Annotated in this window: 19 protein-coding genes and 1 pseudogene; 2 read left to right on the top strand and 18 right to left on the bottom strand. The window is 75.4% G+C overall.

The window, feature by feature from the left end; genetic code table 11:
* Positions 1–215: 215 nt before the first annotated feature.
* Positions 216–677, top strand: a complete 462-nt coding sequence (locus tag HCJ94_RS25630) for a hypothetical protein (protein ID WP_168003604.1) — start codon at positions 216–218, stop codon at positions 675–677.
* Positions 678–728: 51 nt separating this feature from the next.
* Here HCJ94_RS25630 and hisF read toward each other — a convergent pair whose 3' ends face one another.
* The 11 genes and pseudogenes from hisF to hisD form a co-directional block, all read right to left on the bottom strand.
* Complete coding sequence (gene hisF, locus HCJ94_RS25625) at positions 729–1,496, bottom strand: imidazole glycerol phosphate synthase subunit HisF (protein ID WP_168003603.1); 768 nt, start codon at positions 1,494–1,496, stop codon at positions 729–731.
* A gap of 70 nt (positions 1,497–1,566) precedes the next feature.
* Positions 1,567–2,359, bottom strand: a pseudogene (locus HCJ94_RS25620) (NADP-dependent oxidoreductase).
* Positions 2,360–2,399: 40 nt separating this feature from the next.
* Positions 2,400–2,831, bottom strand: coding sequence for an organic hydroperoxide resistance protein (locus tag HCJ94_RS25615; protein ID WP_168003611.1), 432 nt, complete (start codon positions 2,829–2,831; stop codon positions 2,400–2,402).
* A gap of 5 nt (positions 2,832–2,836) precedes the next feature.
* Positions 2,837–3,280: a MarR family winged helix-turn-helix transcriptional regulator gene (locus HCJ94_RS25610; protein ID WP_168003602.1), complete on the bottom strand. Its 444-nt coding sequence runs from the start codon at positions 3,278–3,280 to the stop codon at positions 2,837–2,839.
* Between the two features lie 83 nt (positions 3,281–3,363).
* Positions 3,364–4,089, bottom strand: a complete 726-nt coding sequence (gene priA / locus HCJ94_RS25605) for a bifunctional 1-(5-phosphoribosyl)-5-((5-phosphoribosylamino)methylideneamino)imidazole-4-carboxamide isomerase/phosphoribosylanthranilate isomerase PriA (protein ID WP_168003601.1) — start codon at positions 4,087–4,089, stop codon at positions 3,364–3,366.
* Positions 4,090–4,105: 16 nt separating this feature from the next.
* Positions 4,106–4,429 carry a hypothetical protein gene (locus HCJ94_RS25600; protein WP_168003600.1) on the bottom strand — a complete coding sequence of 108 codons (324 nt, stop codon included), beginning with the start codon at positions 4,427–4,429 and terminating at the stop codon, positions 4,106–4,108.
* A 39-nt stretch (positions 4,430–4,468) separates the two neighbouring features.
* The gene (gene hisH / locus HCJ94_RS25595) at positions 4,469–5,101 is read right to left on the bottom strand and encodes an imidazole glycerol phosphate synthase subunit HisH (protein WP_168003599.1); all 633 of its coding nucleotides are present in this window, start codon (positions 5,099–5,101) and stop codon (positions 4,469–4,471) included.
* 55 nt (positions 5,102–5,156) lie between these two features.
* Complete coding sequence (locus tag HCJ94_RS25590) at positions 5,157–5,330, bottom strand: CG2302 family histidine operon protein (protein WP_168003598.1); 174 nt, start codon at positions 5,328–5,330, stop codon at positions 5,157–5,159.
* Positions 5,330–5,941, bottom strand: a complete 612-nt coding sequence (gene hisB, locus HCJ94_RS25585; protein WP_168003597.1) for an imidazoleglycerol-phosphate dehydratase HisB — start codon at positions 5,939–5,941, stop codon at positions 5,330–5,332. The genes HCJ94_RS25590 and hisB overlap by 1 nt, the downstream gene beginning before the upstream one ends.
* Positions 5,938–7,011, bottom strand: coding sequence for a histidinol-phosphate transaminase (locus HCJ94_RS25580; protein WP_168003596.1), 1,074 nt, complete (start codon positions 7,009–7,011; stop codon positions 5,938–5,940). Before HCJ94_RS25580 ends, hisB begins: the two co-directional genes overlap by 4 nt.
* A gap of 76 nt (positions 7,012–7,087) precedes the next feature.
* Positions 7,088–8,410 carry a histidinol dehydrogenase gene (gene hisD, locus HCJ94_RS25575; RefSeq protein WP_168003595.1) on the bottom strand — a complete coding sequence of 441 codons (1,323 nt, stop codon included), beginning with the start codon at positions 8,408–8,410 and terminating at the stop codon, positions 7,088–7,090.
* 106 nt (positions 8,411–8,516) lie between these two features.
* Between hisD and HCJ94_RS25570 the strand changes: the two genes are divergently transcribed.
* Entirely contained in the window at positions 8,517–9,221 is a 705-nt protein-coding gene (locus HCJ94_RS25570; protein ID WP_168003594.1) for an LON peptidase substrate-binding domain-containing protein, read from the top strand.
* Here HCJ94_RS25570 and HCJ94_RS25565 read toward each other — a convergent pair.
* The 7 genes from HCJ94_RS25565 to HCJ94_RS25535 all read right to left on the bottom strand — a co-directional run bounded on the left by HCJ94_RS25565 (position 9,136) and on the right by HCJ94_RS25535 (position 16,607).
* Complete coding sequence (locus HCJ94_RS25565; RefSeq protein ID WP_373684460.1) at positions 9,136–10,104, bottom strand: DUF2567 domain-containing protein; 969 nt, start codon at positions 10,102–10,104, stop codon at positions 9,136–9,138. The genes HCJ94_RS25570 and HCJ94_RS25565 overlap by 86 nt on opposite strands.
* 63 nt (positions 10,105–10,167) lie before the next feature.
* The gene (locus HCJ94_RS25560; protein WP_168003593.1) at positions 10,168–11,592 is read right to left on the bottom strand and encodes an AAA family ATPase; all 1,425 of its coding nucleotides are present in this window, start codon (positions 11,590–11,592) and stop codon (positions 10,168–10,170) included.
* Positions 11,593–11,669: 77 nt separating this feature from the next.
* Positions 11,670–12,689 carry a hypothetical protein gene (locus tag HCJ94_RS25555; protein WP_168003592.1) on the bottom strand — a complete coding sequence of 340 codons (1,020 nt, stop codon included), beginning with the start codon at positions 12,687–12,689 and terminating at the stop codon, positions 11,670–11,672.
* A 54-nt stretch (positions 12,690–12,743) separates the two neighbouring features.
* Positions 12,744–13,688, bottom strand: a complete 945-nt coding sequence (locus tag HCJ94_RS25550) for an RluA family pseudouridine synthase (RefSeq protein ID WP_168003591.1) — start codon at positions 13,686–13,688, stop codon at positions 12,744–12,746.
* Complete coding sequence (gene lspA, locus HCJ94_RS25545; RefSeq protein WP_168003590.1) at positions 13,685–14,395, bottom strand: signal peptidase II; 711 nt, start codon at positions 14,393–14,395, stop codon at positions 13,685–13,687. The genes HCJ94_RS25550 and lspA overlap by 4 nt, the downstream gene beginning before the upstream one ends.
* 72 nt (positions 14,396–14,467) lie before the next feature.
* The gene (locus HCJ94_RS25540) at positions 14,468–14,887 is read right to left on the bottom strand and encodes a TraR/DksA family transcriptional regulator (RefSeq protein WP_007463005.1); all 420 of its coding nucleotides are present in this window, start codon (positions 14,885–14,887) and stop codon (positions 14,468–14,470) included.
* 220 nt (positions 14,888–15,107) lie between these two features.
* Positions 15,108–16,607 (bottom strand): potassium/proton antiporter, encoded by a 1,500-nt coding sequence (locus tag HCJ94_RS25535; protein ID WP_168003589.1) that lies wholly within the window; start codon positions 16,605–16,607, stop codon positions 15,108–15,110.

Raw genomic sequence — 16,607 nt, 5'->3', positions numbered from 1 at the left:
CCCGTGTACCACCCCCACCTCCCCCACCTCCGCCACCCCCTGACCCGCGCGATCTTGCACTTTCGGCCCCTTTTTCGCGGCCTGTGCCCCGTTACGTCCGGGCCGGAAGTGCAAGATCGCGCGGGAGAACTCGGAGGGTTACCGGCGGGTGACAGTGGGGTGGTACACGGGGTGGGGGTGTTTTCTTTCGCGGAGACGGCCGGCAGAATCTGGCCATGGTGGAAGACCGCTGGCGGTGGACCGACGCCTGGATCTTCGTCTCGTTGGTGATCGCGAGCGGCGCGGGCCGGCACCGCCGGGCGGCGTCCAGCCGTCGCCCCGAAGGAGTACGCCTCGCCGACGTGCTCTCCACCGCCGACCACCTCAACCAGTCGATCCCCGAGCGGCACGACGTCGAGATGGCCGTCCGCCGGTTGGTCGGCGCGGGGCTGGTGAGCGTCACCGACGGCTGGTTCCGCATCACCCCCGACGGCGAGCACCTCTGGCGCACCCGCCCGAACGCCGGGCTGGCGACGACCGTCGACGCGGTCCAGAGCGCGCTCAGCCGCCGCCACACGCCCGGCGACGCGGAGTGGCACCTGGAGGAGGCCGACCACGCGGCGGCCGTGCAGGAGTACGTGGTGCGGTCGATCCCGGCGCCCCGGCGCTCCCCCGAGAACCACGCCCGTCGGGACTGACGGGGCGCGGTCCGGGTACGCGAGACCGCGCGCCGGACCGCGACGGAGCGGTCAGCGGACGGGGTGGCCCGCCCCGCGCAGCGCGTCCTTGACCTGAGCGACGCTCAGCTCGCCGAAGTGGAAGACGCTGGCGGCGAGCACCGCGTCCGCGCCGGCGCCGATCGCCGGCGGGAAATGGGCGACCTCGCCCGCGCCGCCGCTCGCGACGACCGGAACGTCGACCACCTGCCGCACCGCGCGGATCAGGTCGAGGTCGAAGCCGGCCTTGGTGCCGTCGGCGTCCATCGAGTTGAGCAGGATCTCGCCCGCGCCCAGCTCGGCGCCCCGCCGCGCCCACTCCACGGCGTCGATGCCGGTGCCGCGCCGGCCGCCGTGGGTGGTGACCTCGAACCCGCTGGGCGTCGTGCCGGCCGGAGCGCGGCGCACGTCGAGGGAGAGCACCAGCACCTGCCGGCCGAAGCGGTCGGCGATCTCGGCGATCAGCTCCGGGCGGGCGATGGCGGCGGTGTTCACGCCGACCTTGTCCGCACCGGCGCGCAGGAGGGTGTCGACGTCCGCGACCTGCCGCACCCCGCCGCCGACCGTCAGCGGGATGAACACCGACTCGGCCGTGCGCCGGACCACGTCCAGCATCGTGCCGCGGTCGCTGGAGGAGGCGGTCACGTCGAGGAAGGTCAACTCGTCGGCGCCGGCGCGGTCGTACGCCGCGGCCAGCTCGACCGGGTCGCCGGCGTCCCGCAGGTCGAGGAAGTTGACGCCCTTGACGACCCGTCCGGCGTCCACGTCCAGACAGGGGATGACCCGTACCGCCACCGTCATGCCGAGAGCCTATCCAACGCGCGTCCGCCGGTGGCCGACCTGTGAGGCCGGCCACCGGCGGGTGCGTCGGTCACAGCCGCACGAGCATCTTGCCCAGGTTCTCGCCGCGGAGCAGGCCGAGGAAGGCCGCCGGGGCGTTCTCGATGCCGTCGACGACCGTCTCGTCGTACGCGAGCCTCCCGTCCCGCAGCCAGCCGGCGACCTCCCGCACGAACTCGTCGCGCAGGTGGCCGTGATCGCCGACGAGGAAGCCGCGCAGGGTGAGCCGCTTGCCGATGAGCAGCGCCAGGTTGCGCGGCGCGGCCGGCGGCTCGGTGGCGTTGTACTGCGCGATCATGCCGCAGACGGCGGCCCGGCCGTGCAGGCGCATCGCGCCAATGGCGGCCTCCAGGTGCTCGCCGCCGACGTTGTCGAAGTAGACGTCGATGCCGTCCGGGGCGGCCGCGCGCAGCTGGTCCCGCACCGGGCCGTCGTGGTAGTCGAAGGCGGCGTCGAAGCCGAGGGCCTTCAACCGGTCGACCTTCGCCGGGACCCGGCGCTGCCGACCACGCGGGCGGCCTTGGCGTCGAGCAGCGCGTACTCCCGCCAGCCGAGCCCGTGCAGCACGGTGTCGCCGGGCGCGAACCCGTCGGCCTCGCTGGCCACCACCTCGCCGACCGCCCCGCCGTCCAGCGGCGCGTCCAGGGCGAACGGGGCCACGTACGACTTGACGTCGTTCATCCGCCCGCGCATGTACGGGTCGACGGACATGTACGTGTTGCGGACCACGATCTGGCCCGGCCCCGGGGTCGGGACTTCGGTGGTGACGAGGCGGGCCAGCCCTGTGGGCGGGCGGCCAGGTGGATCTCGCGGTTGGTGGTCACGGGCGTCCCTTCGTCGTACGCGGGCGGGGGCGCCGGGGCGTCACGCCGCCAGCGCCTCGCGGACGCGCAGGGCCACCTCGACGTTTCCCCGGGTCGCGTTCGAGTACGGGCAGACCTGCTGGGCCTGGGCGACCAGCTGCTCGGCGGCCTCCCGCGGCACGGCCGGCAGGTCGACCACGAGGGCCACGGTCAGCCCGAAGCCGCCGCTGCCGTTCGGCCCGATGCCGACCTCCGCCTCGACGACCGAGCCGGTGACGTCGACCTTCGCCCGGCGGCCGACCATGCGCAGCGCGGAGTGGAAGCAGGCCGCGTAGCCGGCGGCGAACAGCTGCTCCGGATTGGCGGCGTCGCCCGCGCCGCCCATCTCCTTGGGCGCGGCGAGGTCCAGTTCGACGGTGCCGTCGGAGGTACGGACGTGACCGTCGCGGCCGTCGCCGGTGGCCGTGGCGTGGGCGGTGTAGAGCACCTGCATGGTCGTCACTGCTCCTTCTGTCGATGGATCGTCTCGGTGACCCGGGTGAGGGTGTCGCGCAGCGCGACGAGGTCCGCCGTGGCCAACCCGGTCGCCCGGGCCACCTGCTGCGGCACGTCCGCCATGCGCTCGCGCAGGGCCCGCCCCTGCGCGGTCAGCTCCACCTCGACTCGCCGCTCGTCGGCCGCGGACCGCCGCCGGACCACCAGACCCGCTCCCTCCAGCCGCTTGAGCAGCGGGGAGAGCGTGCCCGAATCCAGGTGCAGGCACTCGCCGAGCGCGGAGACGGTGGCCGCCTCGTCGCGCTCCCCCAGCACCAGCAGCACCAGGTACTGCGGGTAGGTCAGGCCGAGCCCGTCGAGGATGGGCCGGTACACGTCGGTGAGGGCGCGTGACGCGGCGTAGAGCGCGAAGCACACCTGCCGCCGCAGCACCAGATCATCGGTCACCCCAGAACCGTAGCGCACAGTCAAGTTGTGCACAATTGATTTGGGCGGACGCCACTCCGGGTCGGAGTGGCGCCGGAGCCCGCCTACGCCTCGGCGAGGACCGCCAGGGCCTCGGCCACGGTGAAGGCGCCGGCGTAGAGCGCCTTGCCGGCGATCACGCCCTCCACCCCGACCGGTTCCAGCGCCGCGAGGGCCCGCAGGTCGTCCAGCGTGGACACACCGCCGGAGGCGATCACCGGCGCGTCGGTGCGGGAGCAGACCTCCCGCAGCAGGTCCAGGTTCGGCCCGCGCATCGTGCCGTCCTTGGTGATGTCGGTGACCACGTACCGCGACGCCCCGGCCTTGTCCAGGCGCTCCAGCACCTCCCAGAGGTCACCGCCGTCCCGCGTCCAGCCCCGGGCCGACAGGGTACGGCCACGCACGTCGAGCCCGATCGCGACACGGTCGCCGTACTCGCCGCAGACCCGGTCGCACCACTCCGGATCCTCCAGGGCTGCGGTGCCGATGTTCACCCGGGTGGCCCCGGTGGCCAGCGCGGCGCGCAGCGACGCGTCGTCCCGGATGCCGCCGGACAGCTCCACCTTCACGTCGAGCCGGCGCACCACGTCGGCGAGCAGGCCGGCGTTGGAGCCCCGGCCGAAGGCGGCGTCGAGGTCGACCAGGTGGATCCACTCGGCGCCGTCGCGCTGCCAGGCGAGCGCGGCGTCGAGAGGGTCGCCGTAGGTCGTCTCGCTGCCGGCGGCGCCCTGCACGAGGCGGACGGCCTGGCCGTCGGCGACGTCGACGGCGGGCAACAGGGTGAGGCTCACGGATTCTCTCCTCGGATCAGGTACGACGGTCCAGGGCGATCACCACGATCGCCGGCAGTACGAGCAGCAGCAGCGCGACCAGGGCGAGTCGCAGCGCCAGATCGTCCACCAGGGACCAGATCAGCAGGATCGCCGCCCCGGTCAGCACCACGATCGCGGCGCGTTCCCCACGGCTGTGCCGCGGCAGCCGGCCGGTCCGCCCCCGGCGCAGCGTCGGCGTCACCCGGCGGGCCAGCGCCCGACGGCGGGCCCGGTGGGCCAGCCGCCGCTCCCGGATCACCCGCTCCCGCGCCGCCTCCGCCTCCCGGACGGCCCGGCGCCGCGCCCGCTCCTTGCTCACCGGGCACCCCCGGCGGCACTCCCCGGCCCAGCCACCCGCCTAGTCACCGGCGGGCAGCGTCGCGAGCCAGTTGCGCAGCAGCGCGGCACCCGTGTCGGCGGACTTCTCCGGGTGGAACTGGGCGGCGGAGAGCGGGCCGCGCTCCACGGCCGCCACGAACTCGGTCTCGTGGCGGGCGGTGGTGACCGCGGCGCCGGCGACGGCGAGCCCGGCCACGTCGCCGACGGCGTACGAGTGGACGAAGTAGAACCGGCTGTCGTCGGGCAGGCCGGCGAAGAGCACCGAGCCGGCCGGCGGGCGCACCGTGTTCCATCCCATGTGCGGCAGTCGCCGGGCCGGCAGCCTCGACACCCCTCCGGGCAGCAGCCCGAGGCCCTTCGTCACGACGCCGTGCTCGTCGCCGTGCTCGAAGAGCACCTGCATGCCGACGCAGATGCCGAGCACCGGCCGGCCGGCGGCGACCCGGCCGGCGATGACCGGGCCGGCGCCGAGCGCCTCGATGCCCGCCATGCAGGCGGCGAACGCGCCCACGCCCGGCACCACCAGGCCGTCCGCGTCGGCGGCGGCGGCCAGGTCGTCGGTGACCGTCACGTCGGCGCCGGCCGCGGCCAGCGCGCGTTCCGCCGACCGCAGGTTGCCCGAGCCGTAGTCCAGCACCACCACACGGCTCATGCCGCCCCCCTCCGGTCGGCGCCGCCGGGCGACGCCGGTGCGCTGTACCGCTCGCTCACGACCCCTCCCCCGGGAGCAGCCACAACCCGCCGGCCACGGCGGCCAGCACGGCCAGCACCGCGGTGACCACCACCGCTCCACGCGGGGCCCCCTGCCGGTGCAACGACAGCACCCCACCGGCCAGCACCCCGGCCAGGACCAGCAGCAGGATCGGCAGCAGACTCGCCATCAGAGCGCGCCCTTCGTGCTCGGCACCACGCCGGCCGACCGCGGGTCGATCGCGGTCGCCTCGCGCAGCGCCCGGGAGACCGCCTTGAACTGGGCCTCCACCACGTGGTGCGCGTCCGGGTGACCGCCGGGGCGGGCCGCCCGCAGCACGTCCACGTGCAGGGTGATCCGGGCCGACTGCCCGAAGGACTCCCAGATGTGCCGGGTCATGCTGGTCGGGTAGACCGGGCCGATGTACGGGGCGAGCGCCGGCTCGTCGTGCACGACGTACGGGCGGCCGGACAGGTCGACGGCGGCCCGGACCAGCACCTCGTCCATGGGAACGGTGGCCGAGCCGTACCGCCGGATGCCCGCCTTGTCGCCCAGCGCCTGGTCGAACGCCGCGCCCAACGCGAGCGCGGTGTCCTCCATCGTGTGGTGGGCGTCGATCTCCAGGTCGCCGACGGTCTGCACGGTCAGGTCGAAGCCACCGTGCCGGGCGATCTGGTGGAGCATGTGGTCGTAGAAGCCGACACCGGTGCTGATCTCGGCCTGGCCCGTGCCGTCGAGGTCGATTTCGACGAGGACCTTGGTCTCCTTGGTGACCCGCTCGATCCGGGCGGTCCGGCTCATGACAGCTTCTCCATCGCAGACAAAAAGGCGTCGGTCTCGGCGGGGGTGCCGGCGGTGACCCGCAGCCAGCCCGGCAGGCCGACGTCGCGGACCAGCACCCCGGCGTCCAGCAGCGTCCGCCAGGCGGCGGCCTGGTCACCACCGGTCTCGAAGAGCACGAAGTTGGCGTCGCTGTCGGCCACCCGGTAACCCCGGGCGCGCAGCTCGGCCACGATCCGGTCCCGCTGCTCCATGATCGCGGCGACGGCGCCGAGCAGGGCGTCGCGGTGGGCCAGCGCCGCGCGGGCGGCGGCCTGGGTGAGCGCCGACAGGTGGTACGGCAGGCGGACGAGCTGCACCGCCGCCACCACCGCCGGGTCGGCGGCGAGGTAGCCGAGCCGCCCGCCGGCGAACCCGAACGCCTTGCTCATCGTGCGGGTCACCACCAGCCGGGGGTGCCCGGGCAGCACCGCGAGGGCGCTGACCGTGCCGGGTCGGGCGAACTCCGCGTACGCCTCGTCCACGACCACCATGCCCGGCGCCGCGTCGAGCACGGCCGCGACCACGGCCGGGTCGAGGGCCGTCCCGGTGGGGTTGTTCGGCGAGCAGAGGAACACCACGTCCGGCCGATGCTCCCGGACCTGCGCCACCGCCTCGTCGGCGGTCAGGCCGAAGTCGGCGCCGCGCCGGCCGGGCACCCACCGGGTGCCGGTGCCGAGCGCGAGCAGCGGGTGCATCGAGTACGCCGGCGTGAAGCCGAGCGCGCTGCGCCCCGGCCCGCCGAACGCCTGGAGCAGCTGCTGCTGGATCTCGTTGGAGCCGTTGGCCGCCCACACGTGGTCGACGGTGAGCCCGTGCTCCAGGTACGCGGCCAGGTCGGCGCGCAGGGCCACCGCGTCCCGGTCCGGGTAGCGGTTGAGGTCGCGCAGCTCGACGGCGAGCGCCTTGGCGATGGCGTCCACCACCGGCTCGGGCACCGGGTACGAGTTCTCGTTGGTGTTCAGCCGGACCGGCACGTCGAGCTGCGGCGCCCCGTACGGGGACCGGCCGCGCAGGTCGTCCCGGATCGGCAGGTCGTCCAGGGCGCTCATGCCGCCGCCTCGCTCCGCTCGGCGCCGCCCTGAGGGCGGCGAGCGCTGAGCCCGATGGTTCGCTCGCTCCGCTCGCTCACGGGGTCTCCCCCGGGAAGCGCGCGCTGACCGCCTGGCCGTGCGCCGGCAGGTCCTCGACGGTGGCCAGGGTGACCACGTGCGGTGCCACCTCGCGCAGCGCGTCCCGCGTGTACTCCACCAGGTGGATGCCGCGCAGGAAGGACTGCACCGACAGGCCGGACGAGTGCCGGGCGCACCCGCCGGTGGGCAGCACGTGGTTGGAGCCGGCGCAGTAGTCGCCGAGCGACACCGGCGACCAGGCGCCGACGAAGATCGCGCCGGCGTTGCGGACCCGCAGCGCCCACTCGCGGGCGTTCTCGGTCTGGATCTCCAGGTGCTCGGCCGCGTACGCGTCGACCACCCGCAGCCCCGCCTCGAGGTCGTCGACGAGCACGATGCCGCTCTGCTCGCCGGACAGCGCCGTGGTGACCCGCTCGGCGTGCTTGGTGGCCGGGACCTGGCGGGCAAGCTCCCGGTCGACGGCGTCGGCCAGCGCGGTCGACGGCGTGACCAGCACGCTCGCCGCGAGGGGGTCGTGCTCGGCCTGGCTGACCAGGTCCGCGGCGACGTGCGCCGGGTCGGCGGTGTCGTCGGCCAGGATGGCGATCTCGGTCGGACCGGCCTCGGCGTCGATGCCGACCACGCCGCGCAGCAGCCGCTTGGCGGCGGTGACCCAGATGTTGCCCGGGCCGGTGATCATGTCGACCGGGTCGCAGAAGACCGTGCCGGCGGGGTCGACCGCGGCGCCGTACGCGAGCATCGCCACGGCCTGCGCACCGCCGACGGCGTAGACCTCGTCCACCCCGAGCAGGGCGCAGGCGGCGAGCACGCGCGGGTCGGGCAGGCCCCCGTTGTCCTTCTGCGGCGGGCTGACCACGACCAGCGAGCGCACCCCGGCGGCCTGGGCGGGCACCACGTTCATCACCACGGTCGACGGGTACATCGCGAGGCCGCCGGGGACGTACAGGCCCACCCGGTCGACCGGCACCCACCGCTCGGTGACCGTGCCACCGGGCACCACCTGGGTCGTGTGGTCGGTGCGGCGCTGGTCGGCGTGCACCCGCCGGGCCCGCGTGATCGACTCCAGCAGCGCGGCGCGCACCTGCGCGTCGAGCGTCCCCTCGGCCTCGGCGATCGCCTCGGCGGGCACGCGCAGCACCTCCGGGGAGACCCCGTCGAACCGCTCGCTCGCCTCCCGGATCGCCGGGTAGCCATGCTCGCGCACCGCCTCCACGAGGGGGCGGATCCGCTCGACGGCCACGGACACGTCGAGCTGGGCACGGGGCAACAGGCGGCGCGGGTCACGGACACCGCCGCGCAGGTCGATCCGGTTCAGCACCCTTGCGAGTCTAGGCGGACACATCCGGCGACGACCGGCACCGCCCGCACGGCGGGACGGTGAGCCGGGACACGCCGCCGGTACCGGATCCGGCTACGCTCGACGCGTGACTGCGCGGCTGCCGGTGTTTCCGCTCGGAACCGTCCTCTTCCCCGGCCTGGTGCTGCCGCTGCACATCTTCGAGGAGCGCTACCGGGCCCTCGTCCGGCACCTGGTCGATCTTCCCGACGGGTCGCCGCGCGAGTTCGGTGTGGTGGCGATCCGGGCCGGCTGGGAGGTCGCCCCGAAGGGGCCGGACGGCCGTCCGCTGCCCGGAGTCGGCGAGGTCACGCTGCACGACGTGGGCTGCACGGCCGAGCTGCGGCAGGTGACCGAGCTGCCGGACGGGGGCTTCGACATCGTCACCGTGGGCCGGCGACGGTTCCGGGTGGGCGAGGTCGACCGGGCCGGCGCGCCCTACCTGACCGCCGAGGTCGAGTGGCTGCCCGAGCCGGAGGCCCCGGACGAGGCCGCCGACCTGCTCGCCGCACGCGTGATCGCGGTGTTCCGGCAGTACCTGGGGCTGATCCGCAACGACCCGGAGGAGATCTCCGAGCAGCTCCCGGAGGACCCGACGGTCCTGTCGCACCTGGTCGCCGCGACCGCCGCGCTGACCGTCGCCGACCGGCAGCGGCTGCTCGCGATCGACGACACCGCCGCCCGGCTCCGCGCCGAGCTGCGGCTGCTCAACCGCGAGGCGGCTCTGCTGCGCCAGGTGCGGGCGGTGCCGGTGCCGCTGGGGGAACTGGCGTCGCCGCCGATTCCCAACTGACGCCGGGCACCGGCCCGGGGTGCAGCGACGGCCACCGGGACCAGCCGGCCAGCAGGGTGTACGCGACGGCGGCGCCGAACGCGGGCAGCAGCACGTTGCCGAACGGCACCGGGAGCACGCCGAGCACCCATTCGATCCCGCCGGCCCGCAGGTCCGCCGGCTTGCCGAACGCCTCGCCCTCCGGAGCGCTCGTCAGCAGCCGCTCGAAGGTGGCGAGCCCCACCCGGCGGCCGACCTGCCAGGCGACCAGCGCCGCGCCGAGCGAGCCGAGCACCGCGGCGACCAGCCCGACCGGGCCCCGGGTCCGGCGCAGCACGAACCACAGCGCGACGGCCGCCAGCACGCCGAAGCCGAGACCGAGCAGGCTGAACCAGCCGTCGGCGGCGATCGGCTGCTCGGGCTGCGGCTCGCCGTAGATGGCGCCCTCCGCGGTCTTCACCACCGGGGTGTCGGGCGCGAGCGTGGCCCAGAGCAGCCCGAGCGGCGCGCCGAGCACCACGAGGCCGAGCGCCGCCACCACGGCCTGCGCGACGCGCGGCCGAGGCGGCTCCTCCGCGACCGGGGGCGGACCGCCGTACCAGGTCGCCGGGTACACCGGACCGACCGGTCCGCCGGCGGGCACCGCCGCCGGACCCACCGCCGGGGCGGGCCCCACCGGCGCGGCCGGTGCCGTCGGGTCACCGGCGGACGGGCACTCCCCTGCGGCCGAAGCGGCGGGGCCGGCGGGCGGCGCGGCCGGAGCCGCCGGCTCGGCGTGCGACGCGGCCGGAGCCGGCGGGCGCTCCCGCGGCGTGGCCGGAGCCAGCGGGTCGGCGTGCCCTGCCACAGCCGCGGGCCGCGGCTCGGGGCGGTCGGGGTCGGGGTCGGGGGTGTCCGCGCTCACCCCGTGATCCTCTCAGGCGCGGCGCCGCGACGGGTCGCCGGTGGACGAGACGCGCCCGGCCGGTCAGCGGGCGAACGGCTCCAGCATCACGGCGGCGGCGTTCAGCCACGCCTCCCGGGTCGCCGGCTGGAGCTGGTGGTACTCGATCGACGAGCCGCTCTCCAGTGCCGGGTCGTACGGCACCACCGTCACCGCCCGGGTCCGGGTGGCGAAGTGGCGCTCCAGGTCGGCCTGGAGAACGGTGCGGCCCGGGGTCGGGCAGGAGATCAACGTCACCGCGTTGTCGGCCAGCTCACCCATGCCGACCTCGTGCAGCAGGTCGAGCATCCAGTCGGCGCTGAACGCCGCGTCCTCCCGGGGCACCGTGGTGACCACCAACTGGTCGGCGGCCTGCATGACGGTGCGCCAGTTGGCGCTCTCCACGTTGTTGCCGGTGTCCACGCAGATCACGTCGTGGGTGCGCCGGAGCAGCTCCAGCACCCGGCGCACGGTGAACTGGTCGAGCCGCTGGGCGAAGCGGGGGCTCTCCTCGCCGGCCAGCACGTCGTACGAGCCGTCCGAGGCGTGCCGCAGGTAGTCGTCCAACTGGTCGAGCAGCTCCGGCCCGTCCTTGATCTCGATATGGGCGAGGTCGGTGATCAGGTGCCGGATGGTGCGCGCGTGCCGGGCGCTGCCGGCGCGCAGCCCGAGGGTGCCACGCAGCTCGTTGTCGTCCCAGGCCAGCACGCCACGGCCGCGGACACTGCCCACGGTCGCCGCGGCCAGCACGGTCGCCGTGGTCTTGTGCACGCCGCCCTTCGGGTTCGCGAACGCGAGCACCCGGGGAGTGCCCAGGTCGCGCCGGAGCACCGACGCGGCCCGCTCGCGCTCGCTCTCCACCGCCTGCGGCCGCCACTCCACCCGGGCATAGCCCCGGTCGGCGGCCGGCGGCGCGTACGCGGGCTCGGGCTGGTGGCCGGTCCCGGGCGGCGCGTACGCGGGCTCGGGCTGGTGGCCGGTCCCCGGCGGCGCGTACCGCGGCTCGACCGGTGCGTGCCGGTAGCCGTTGTCGAGCAGGGCGTACCGCGACTGGGCCGGCGACGGTGGCTCGGGCTCGGTGTAGCGCGGAGCCGGCGGCGTCCGGTACGCCGGATCGGCGCGGTAGGTCGGCTCCACCCGGTAGGTCGCCTCGGCAGGGTAGCCCGCGTCGCCCCGCGCGCCCGCGCCGTACGGCGGCGGTTCCGCGCCGTAGGGCGTGGGCTCGGCGCCATACGCCAGCTCCGCGGGGTGCCCGATGGCCGGCACCCGGGCGGCGTAGCCGTTGCCGGCGGCGCGCCGGGGCAGCGGCTCAGGCGCCGGGGAATCCGCCTGCCGGTCCGACTCGCCCTGCTCCGCGGCGCGGCCAGCCAGCCGCGCCCGGTCGAGCAGCGCCCGCCACCGCGGTGCCGGTTCGGCCGACCGTCCCCAGCCGGTCTCGCTGCCCTCCACGGCTCGCCCTCCCGACGCCATCCTGCTCCGCCTGACAGGCTACGAACCAAACCCTATTCGGGCCACACCGGTCCGCGCACCGGCGGGCCCACCCACTGTCAGGAACTGGGCTCCGGCGATCGGCCGTCGGAGGAGTCTGCCGAGGTCACCGGCGACTGCGAGGTGGCCGGCGACGACGGCGCGGCCGACGGGACCGGTGACGAATTAATCACTGGCGGTGCCGGCGCGGACGTCGCGGTGGCGCCGGGCGTGGGCGCGGTGGAGCTGGGGACCGGACCGGCGGTCGGCGCGACCGGCGCGGGGAGGGCGGCGTCCGTCGGCGGACTCGCCACCTCCTCCTGCTCCGGCAACGGCGGTGTGAAGACGGTGCGGTCGAGCCGGCGCACCTCCGGAGCCGGGTCCACCACCCGCACCCCCGGCCGGGACGCCACGCGGCGCAGGGCGACCGGCTCGGCCCGGACCACCGCCGCGTAGAGGCAGGAGCACCCGGTGCGGTACGCCGTCGCCTCCGCCGCCGCCACCTGGGCGCCGCTGACGTACCACTCGCGGAGCTCGCGCTCCTCGGGGCCGCCGCCGGTCACCGCGGCGGCCCGCGCCCGGTAGTCGGCGGCCTCCCGGTCCTTGCGGGCGGCGACCTCGCCCATGGCGGCCACCACGTCGTCGGGCAGCCGCTGCGCGGCGATGCGGACGATCTCGGTCTGCCGGTCGGGCAGCGGCACCCGCCCGAAGACGGCGGCGACCGGCACGTCGCCGAGGACGGTGGCCGCCCGCTGCGGTGTCAGGTACGCGGAGAGGGAGACCAGCGCGTACGTGCCGTCGCCGGACGTCGGGGCGGTGGTCGGCAGCGCCGCCAGGTCGGCGGCGGCGGCCTGGACGTAGCCCGGGATGGAGTCCCCGGCGGCCACCCCGACCCGGGTCACCTCGCCCACCGTGCGGTCGCCGACCGGACGGTCGTCGGTGGCCCACACCGCGGTGAGGAGCACGGCGGCGCAGGAGAGCAGCGCCGCCGTGGGCAGCACCCGGGGCCGGGCCGGGCCCTGGCCCAGGCGGCCGGCGGCGGCCAGAAGGCGGGGCAGCAGCTGCTGGTCGAGCTGGCGCAGCAGGTCACCGGCGCGCACGGGCGGGAGTCCCCCTCGTCGGGTCGACACGTTCCAGGGCGGTCGCCGCCGCGGTCAGTCCCGCAGGAGTGCCAGCGCGCGGTTCAGATCGTCAGGGTAGTCGCTGACGAAGCGCACCTCGTCCCCCGTTCGGGGGTGGCGGAACCCCAACTCGCGGGCGTGCAGCCACTGCCGGTCCAGGCCGAGCCGGGCGGCGAGGGTCGGGTCGGCACCGTACGTGAGGTCGCCCACGCAGGGGTGGCGCAGCGTCGAGAAGTGCACCCGGATCTGGTGGGTGCGGCCCGTCTCCAGCCGGACGTCGACGAGGCTCGCCGCCGGGAACGCCTCGAGGGTGTCGTAGTGGGTGATGCTCGGCTTGCCCCCGGAGACGACCGCCCAGCGGTAGTCGTGGTGGGGGTGCCGGTCGATCGGGGCGTCGACGGTGCCGCGCAACGGGTCCAGGTGGCCCTGCACCACCGCGTGGTAGCGCTTGTCCACCTCGCGGTACTTGAAGGCCCGCTTCAACACCGTGTACGCCTGCTCGCTCTTGGCCACCACCATGATGCCGGTGGTGCCGACGTCGAGCCGGTGCACGATGCCCTGCCGCTCGGCGGCGCCGCTGGTGGAGATGCGGTGGCCGATCCCGGCGAGCCCGCCGACCACGGTCGGGCCGGTCCAGCCGGGGCTGGGGTGGGCGGCGACGCCGACCGGCTTGTCCACCACGACGATGTCGTCGTCGGCGTACACCACGGTCAGGCCGGGTACGGCCTGCGGCACCACGGCGGGCGGGGCGGCCGGCGCCGGCAGCGTCACCTCCAGCCAGGACCCGGCCCGCACCTTGTGCGAGTTGGCCCGGACGGTGCCGTCCACGAGCGCGGCGCCGGCGTCGACGAGGGCCGCGGCGGTCGTCCGGGAGAGCCCGAAGAGCCGGGCGACGGCCTGGTCGAGCCGCAGGCCGTCCAGCCCGTCGGGCACCGGCAGCGAACGCTGGTCGCCGCCGGCCGCGAAGGCCGAGGTCATGCCCGCTCCCGCGGCTCGCCGTCGCCGGTCGCCGGGTCGGCGGCCCCGACCGGGCGGCCGTCCCGCCCGAGCCGGCTGCCGTCGCGCTGGCGGCCGGTCAGCTCGAGGAGCACCGCGAGGATGACGCCGCAGACCAGGGAGCTGTCGGCCAGGTTGAACACCGGCCAGACCCGCCCGTACGGGTCGAAGAGGCTGACCATGTCGACCACGTGGCCGACGAACCAGCCGGGGGCCCGGAAGATCCGGTCCATCAGGTTGCCCAGCGCACCACCGAGCACGAGGCCGAGCGAGATCGCCCAGGGCAGCGAACGCAGGCGCAGCGCCATCCAGAGGATCCAGCCGACCACGCCGACGGTGATCAGCGGGAAGACCCACGTGTGGTCGGCGCCGATGCTCCACGCCGCGCCGCTGTTGCGGGTGAGGCTGAGGTAGACGAGGCCGCCGAACAGCTCGACCGGCTCGCGGTCCTCGAGGGCCTGGAGGGCGAGATGCTTGGTGAGCAGGTCCAGGGCGAGGGAGGTCAGCCCGACGCCGAGCAGTACCGACAGGGCCCGGTGCCGCGGCGTACGCCCGCCCCGGGTCGGTGGGTCGGCGGGCGCGGCGTCGCCGGCGGGCCGGGTGTGGCCAGCCGTCTCGGCGCCACCGGCGGTGCCGGGCTGGCCGGCCGTCTCGGCGCGGCCGGGTCCGGGGGTCGGTGCTGCGGTCATCTGCTCCCCATCGACGCTCGCGGCGGCGCCGGGGCGCCGCCTCCTCTCCGCCGCCGGGGAGCGTCGCTCAGCTCAGCGCCGCTCCTCCAGCTGCTTGCAGGTCACGCAGAGGGTGGCCGACGGGAAGGCGGCGAGCCGCTCCACCGGGATGGGGTTGCCGCACCGCTCGCACCAGCCGTAACCACCCTCGTCGAGCCGCTCCAGCGCCCGCTCGACCTGCGTGATCCGTTCCAGGATGCTGTTGGCGAGGGAGATCTCCTGCTCCCGCTCGAACGTCTTGGTGCCGGTGTCGGCCTGGTCGTCCCCGGCCGAGTCGGTCAGCCGGTCGCGCTGCAGCTCGGTGATCTCGCTCAGCGTCTGATCGTACTCGGCGCGGAGCTCGTCGCGCCGCGCCGCCAGGGCCGCCCGGATCTTCTCGGTCTCCGCCGCGCTGCGGGTGGCCTTGGCCACCGGCTTGCGGCCGGCGGTCCTGGTGTCGGCTGGCTTCGCCATCGTCGCTCCCTCGGCCGCGGAGCCGCGGGGACCGCGGCACCTGGACAGGGGTCGCCGGTTCGGCGCCCCCAGGTACGAAACGGGCGCGCCACCACAGGGCAGCGCACTCCGGAGGTTGGCAAGGATACGGAACGTACAGGCGTCCGACAACGTGCCGCACCGACGCCCCGTCGTTCAGCCCCTACTCATGCCATATCGGGGCAAAGGGAACGCTAGCAGATCAACCATCCCGGTCCTCGCCGTACTCGCCAAACCACCGGGCCAGGCGGCCCTGCCGGCTGACCGCCCGCAGCCGCCGCTCCGCCTGGTCGCGCACCCCGTGCGTCGCCACGATCAGCAGGCTGTCGCCGGTCTTCAGGCGGAAGTCCGGGCCGGGTACGAAACCCACGCCGTCGCGCAGCACGAGCGTCACCGAGGCGCCGAGCGGCAGCCGCAACTCGTCCACGTGCACCCCGGCCAGGCGGGAGCCGGGCGGCACCTCCACCTGGAGCAGGTCGGCGCGCATCCGCTCCAGCGGCGCCGTCTCCACCCGGATCTCCGCCGCCTCCGCCGGCGCGGCCACCCTGAGCCAACGGGCGGCCGGAGCCAGCGTGCCGGCCTGCACCAGCGTGAAGATCACCACCAGCACGAAGACCGCGTCGAAGAGCCGGTCCGCGCCCGGCACCCGCTCCGACAGCGGGATGGTGGCCAGCACGATCGGCACCGCCCCACGCAGCCCCGCCCAGGACAGGAAGGCCTGGTCCCGAAGGCCGACACGGAACGGCAGGGCGGACGCGGCCACCGAGACCGGCCGCGCGAGCAGCACCAGCGCGAGCCCGGCGACCAGCGCGGGCAGCACCGCCGCGCCCAGCCGACTCGGCGACACCAGGAGACCGAGCAGCACGAAGAGCCCGATCTGGGCCAGCCAGGCCAGCCCGTCAGCGAAGCCGAGGATGGCCTGGCGGTGCGGCAGCCGGGCGTTGCCGAGCAGCACGCCGGCGACGTAGACGGCGAGGAAGCCGGAGGCGTGCAGCACCGAGCCGGCCGCGTACGCCAGCACGGTCAGGCCCACCGCCGCGATCGGGTAGAGCCCCGCCGAGGGCAACGCCGCCCGCCGCAGCGCCCACCGCCCGCCCACGCCGGCCGCGAAGCCCACCAGGGCGCCCACGCCCAACTCGTAGGTGACCAGGCCGACCTCGTACCACCAGGGGTGCTCGACGGTGGGCCGGGACAGGAGCACCACCAGCAGCACGGCCGGGGCGTCGTTCATGCCCGACTCGGCCTCCAGGGTGGCCACCAGCCGGGGCGGCAGCCGCAGCCGGCGCAGGGTGGCGAACACCGCCGCCGCGTCGGTCGAGGAGAGCACCGCGCCGTAGAGCAGGGCCAGCCGCCAGTCCAGCCCGAGCAGCAGGTGCACGACGAGCCCGACCACCAGGATGCTCACCACCACGCCGACGGTGGCGAGCGCGGCGGACAGGCCCAGCACCGGCCGCAGGGTGCTCCACCGGGTGCTCAACCCGCCCTCGGCGATGATCAGGATGAGCGCGCAGAAGCCGAGCGTGCGGGTGAGGTCGACGTCGTCGAAGCGGATGCCGAGCCCCGCCTCGCCGATCGCCACCCCCAGTGCGAGGTAGACGAGCAGGCTCGGTACGCCGAGCCGGGTGGACAGGCGGATCGCGCCGACCGCCACGAGCAGCACCGCCGCGCCGAGCAGGAGCGCGACGTCCAGACCGGGACTCAC

It is taken from the genome of Micromonospora thermarum, from assembly GCF_012034245.1.
GTDB classification, from domain to species: domain Bacteria; phylum Actinomycetota; class Actinomycetes; order Mycobacteriales; family Micromonosporaceae; genus Micromonospora; species Micromonospora thermarum.
The sequence above is the reverse complement of the archived record's forward strand: the minus strand, read 5'-3'. Positions and strand labels throughout refer to the sequence as shown.

Excerpts from the sequence above, each read along its gene's own strand:
- HCJ94_RS25615 (WP_168003611.1), bottom strand. The coding sequence starts at position 2,831 with ATGCAGGTGCTCTACACCGCCCACGCCACGGCCACCGGCGACGGCCGC.
- lspA (WP_168003590.1), bottom strand. The coding sequence starts at position 14,395 with ATGACCGCAGCACCGACCCCCGGACCCGGCCGCGCCGAGACGGCCGGC.
- HCJ94_RS25540 (WP_007463005.1), bottom strand. The coding sequence starts at position 14,887 with ATGGCGAAGCCAGCCGACACCAGGACCGCCGGCCGCAAGCCGGTGGCC.
- HCJ94_RS25580 (WP_168003596.1), bottom strand. The coding sequence starts at position 7,011 with ATGAGCGCCCTGGACGACCTGCCGATCCGGGACGACCTGCGCGGCCGG.
- hisF (WP_168003603.1), bottom strand. The coding sequence starts at position 1,496 with ATGACGGTGGCGGTACGGGTCATCCCCTGTCTGGACGTGGACGCCGGA.
- HCJ94_RS25590 (WP_168003598.1), bottom strand. The coding sequence starts at position 5,330 with ATGGCGAGTCTGCTGCCGATCCTGCTGCTGGTCCTGGCCGGGGTGCTG.
- hisB (WP_168003597.1), bottom strand. The coding sequence starts at position 5,941 with ATGAGCCGGACCGCCCGGATCGAGCGGGTCACCAAGGAGACCAAGGTC.
- hisH (WP_168003599.1), bottom strand. The coding sequence starts at position 5,101 with ATGAGCCGTGTGGTGGTGCTGGACTACGGCTCGGGCAACCTGCGGTCG.
- HCJ94_RS25560 (WP_168003593.1), bottom strand. The coding sequence starts at position 11,592 with ATGGCGTCGGGAGGGCGAGCCGTGGAGGGCAGCGAGACCGGCTGGGGA.
- HCJ94_RS25630 (WP_168003604.1), top strand. The coding sequence starts at position 216 with ATGGTGGAAGACCGCTGGCGGTGGACCGACGCCTGGATCTTCGTCTCG.
- HCJ94_RS25550 (WP_168003591.1), bottom strand. The coding sequence starts at position 13,688 with ATGACCTCGGCCTTCGCGGCCGGCGGCGACCAGCGTTCGCTGCCGGTG.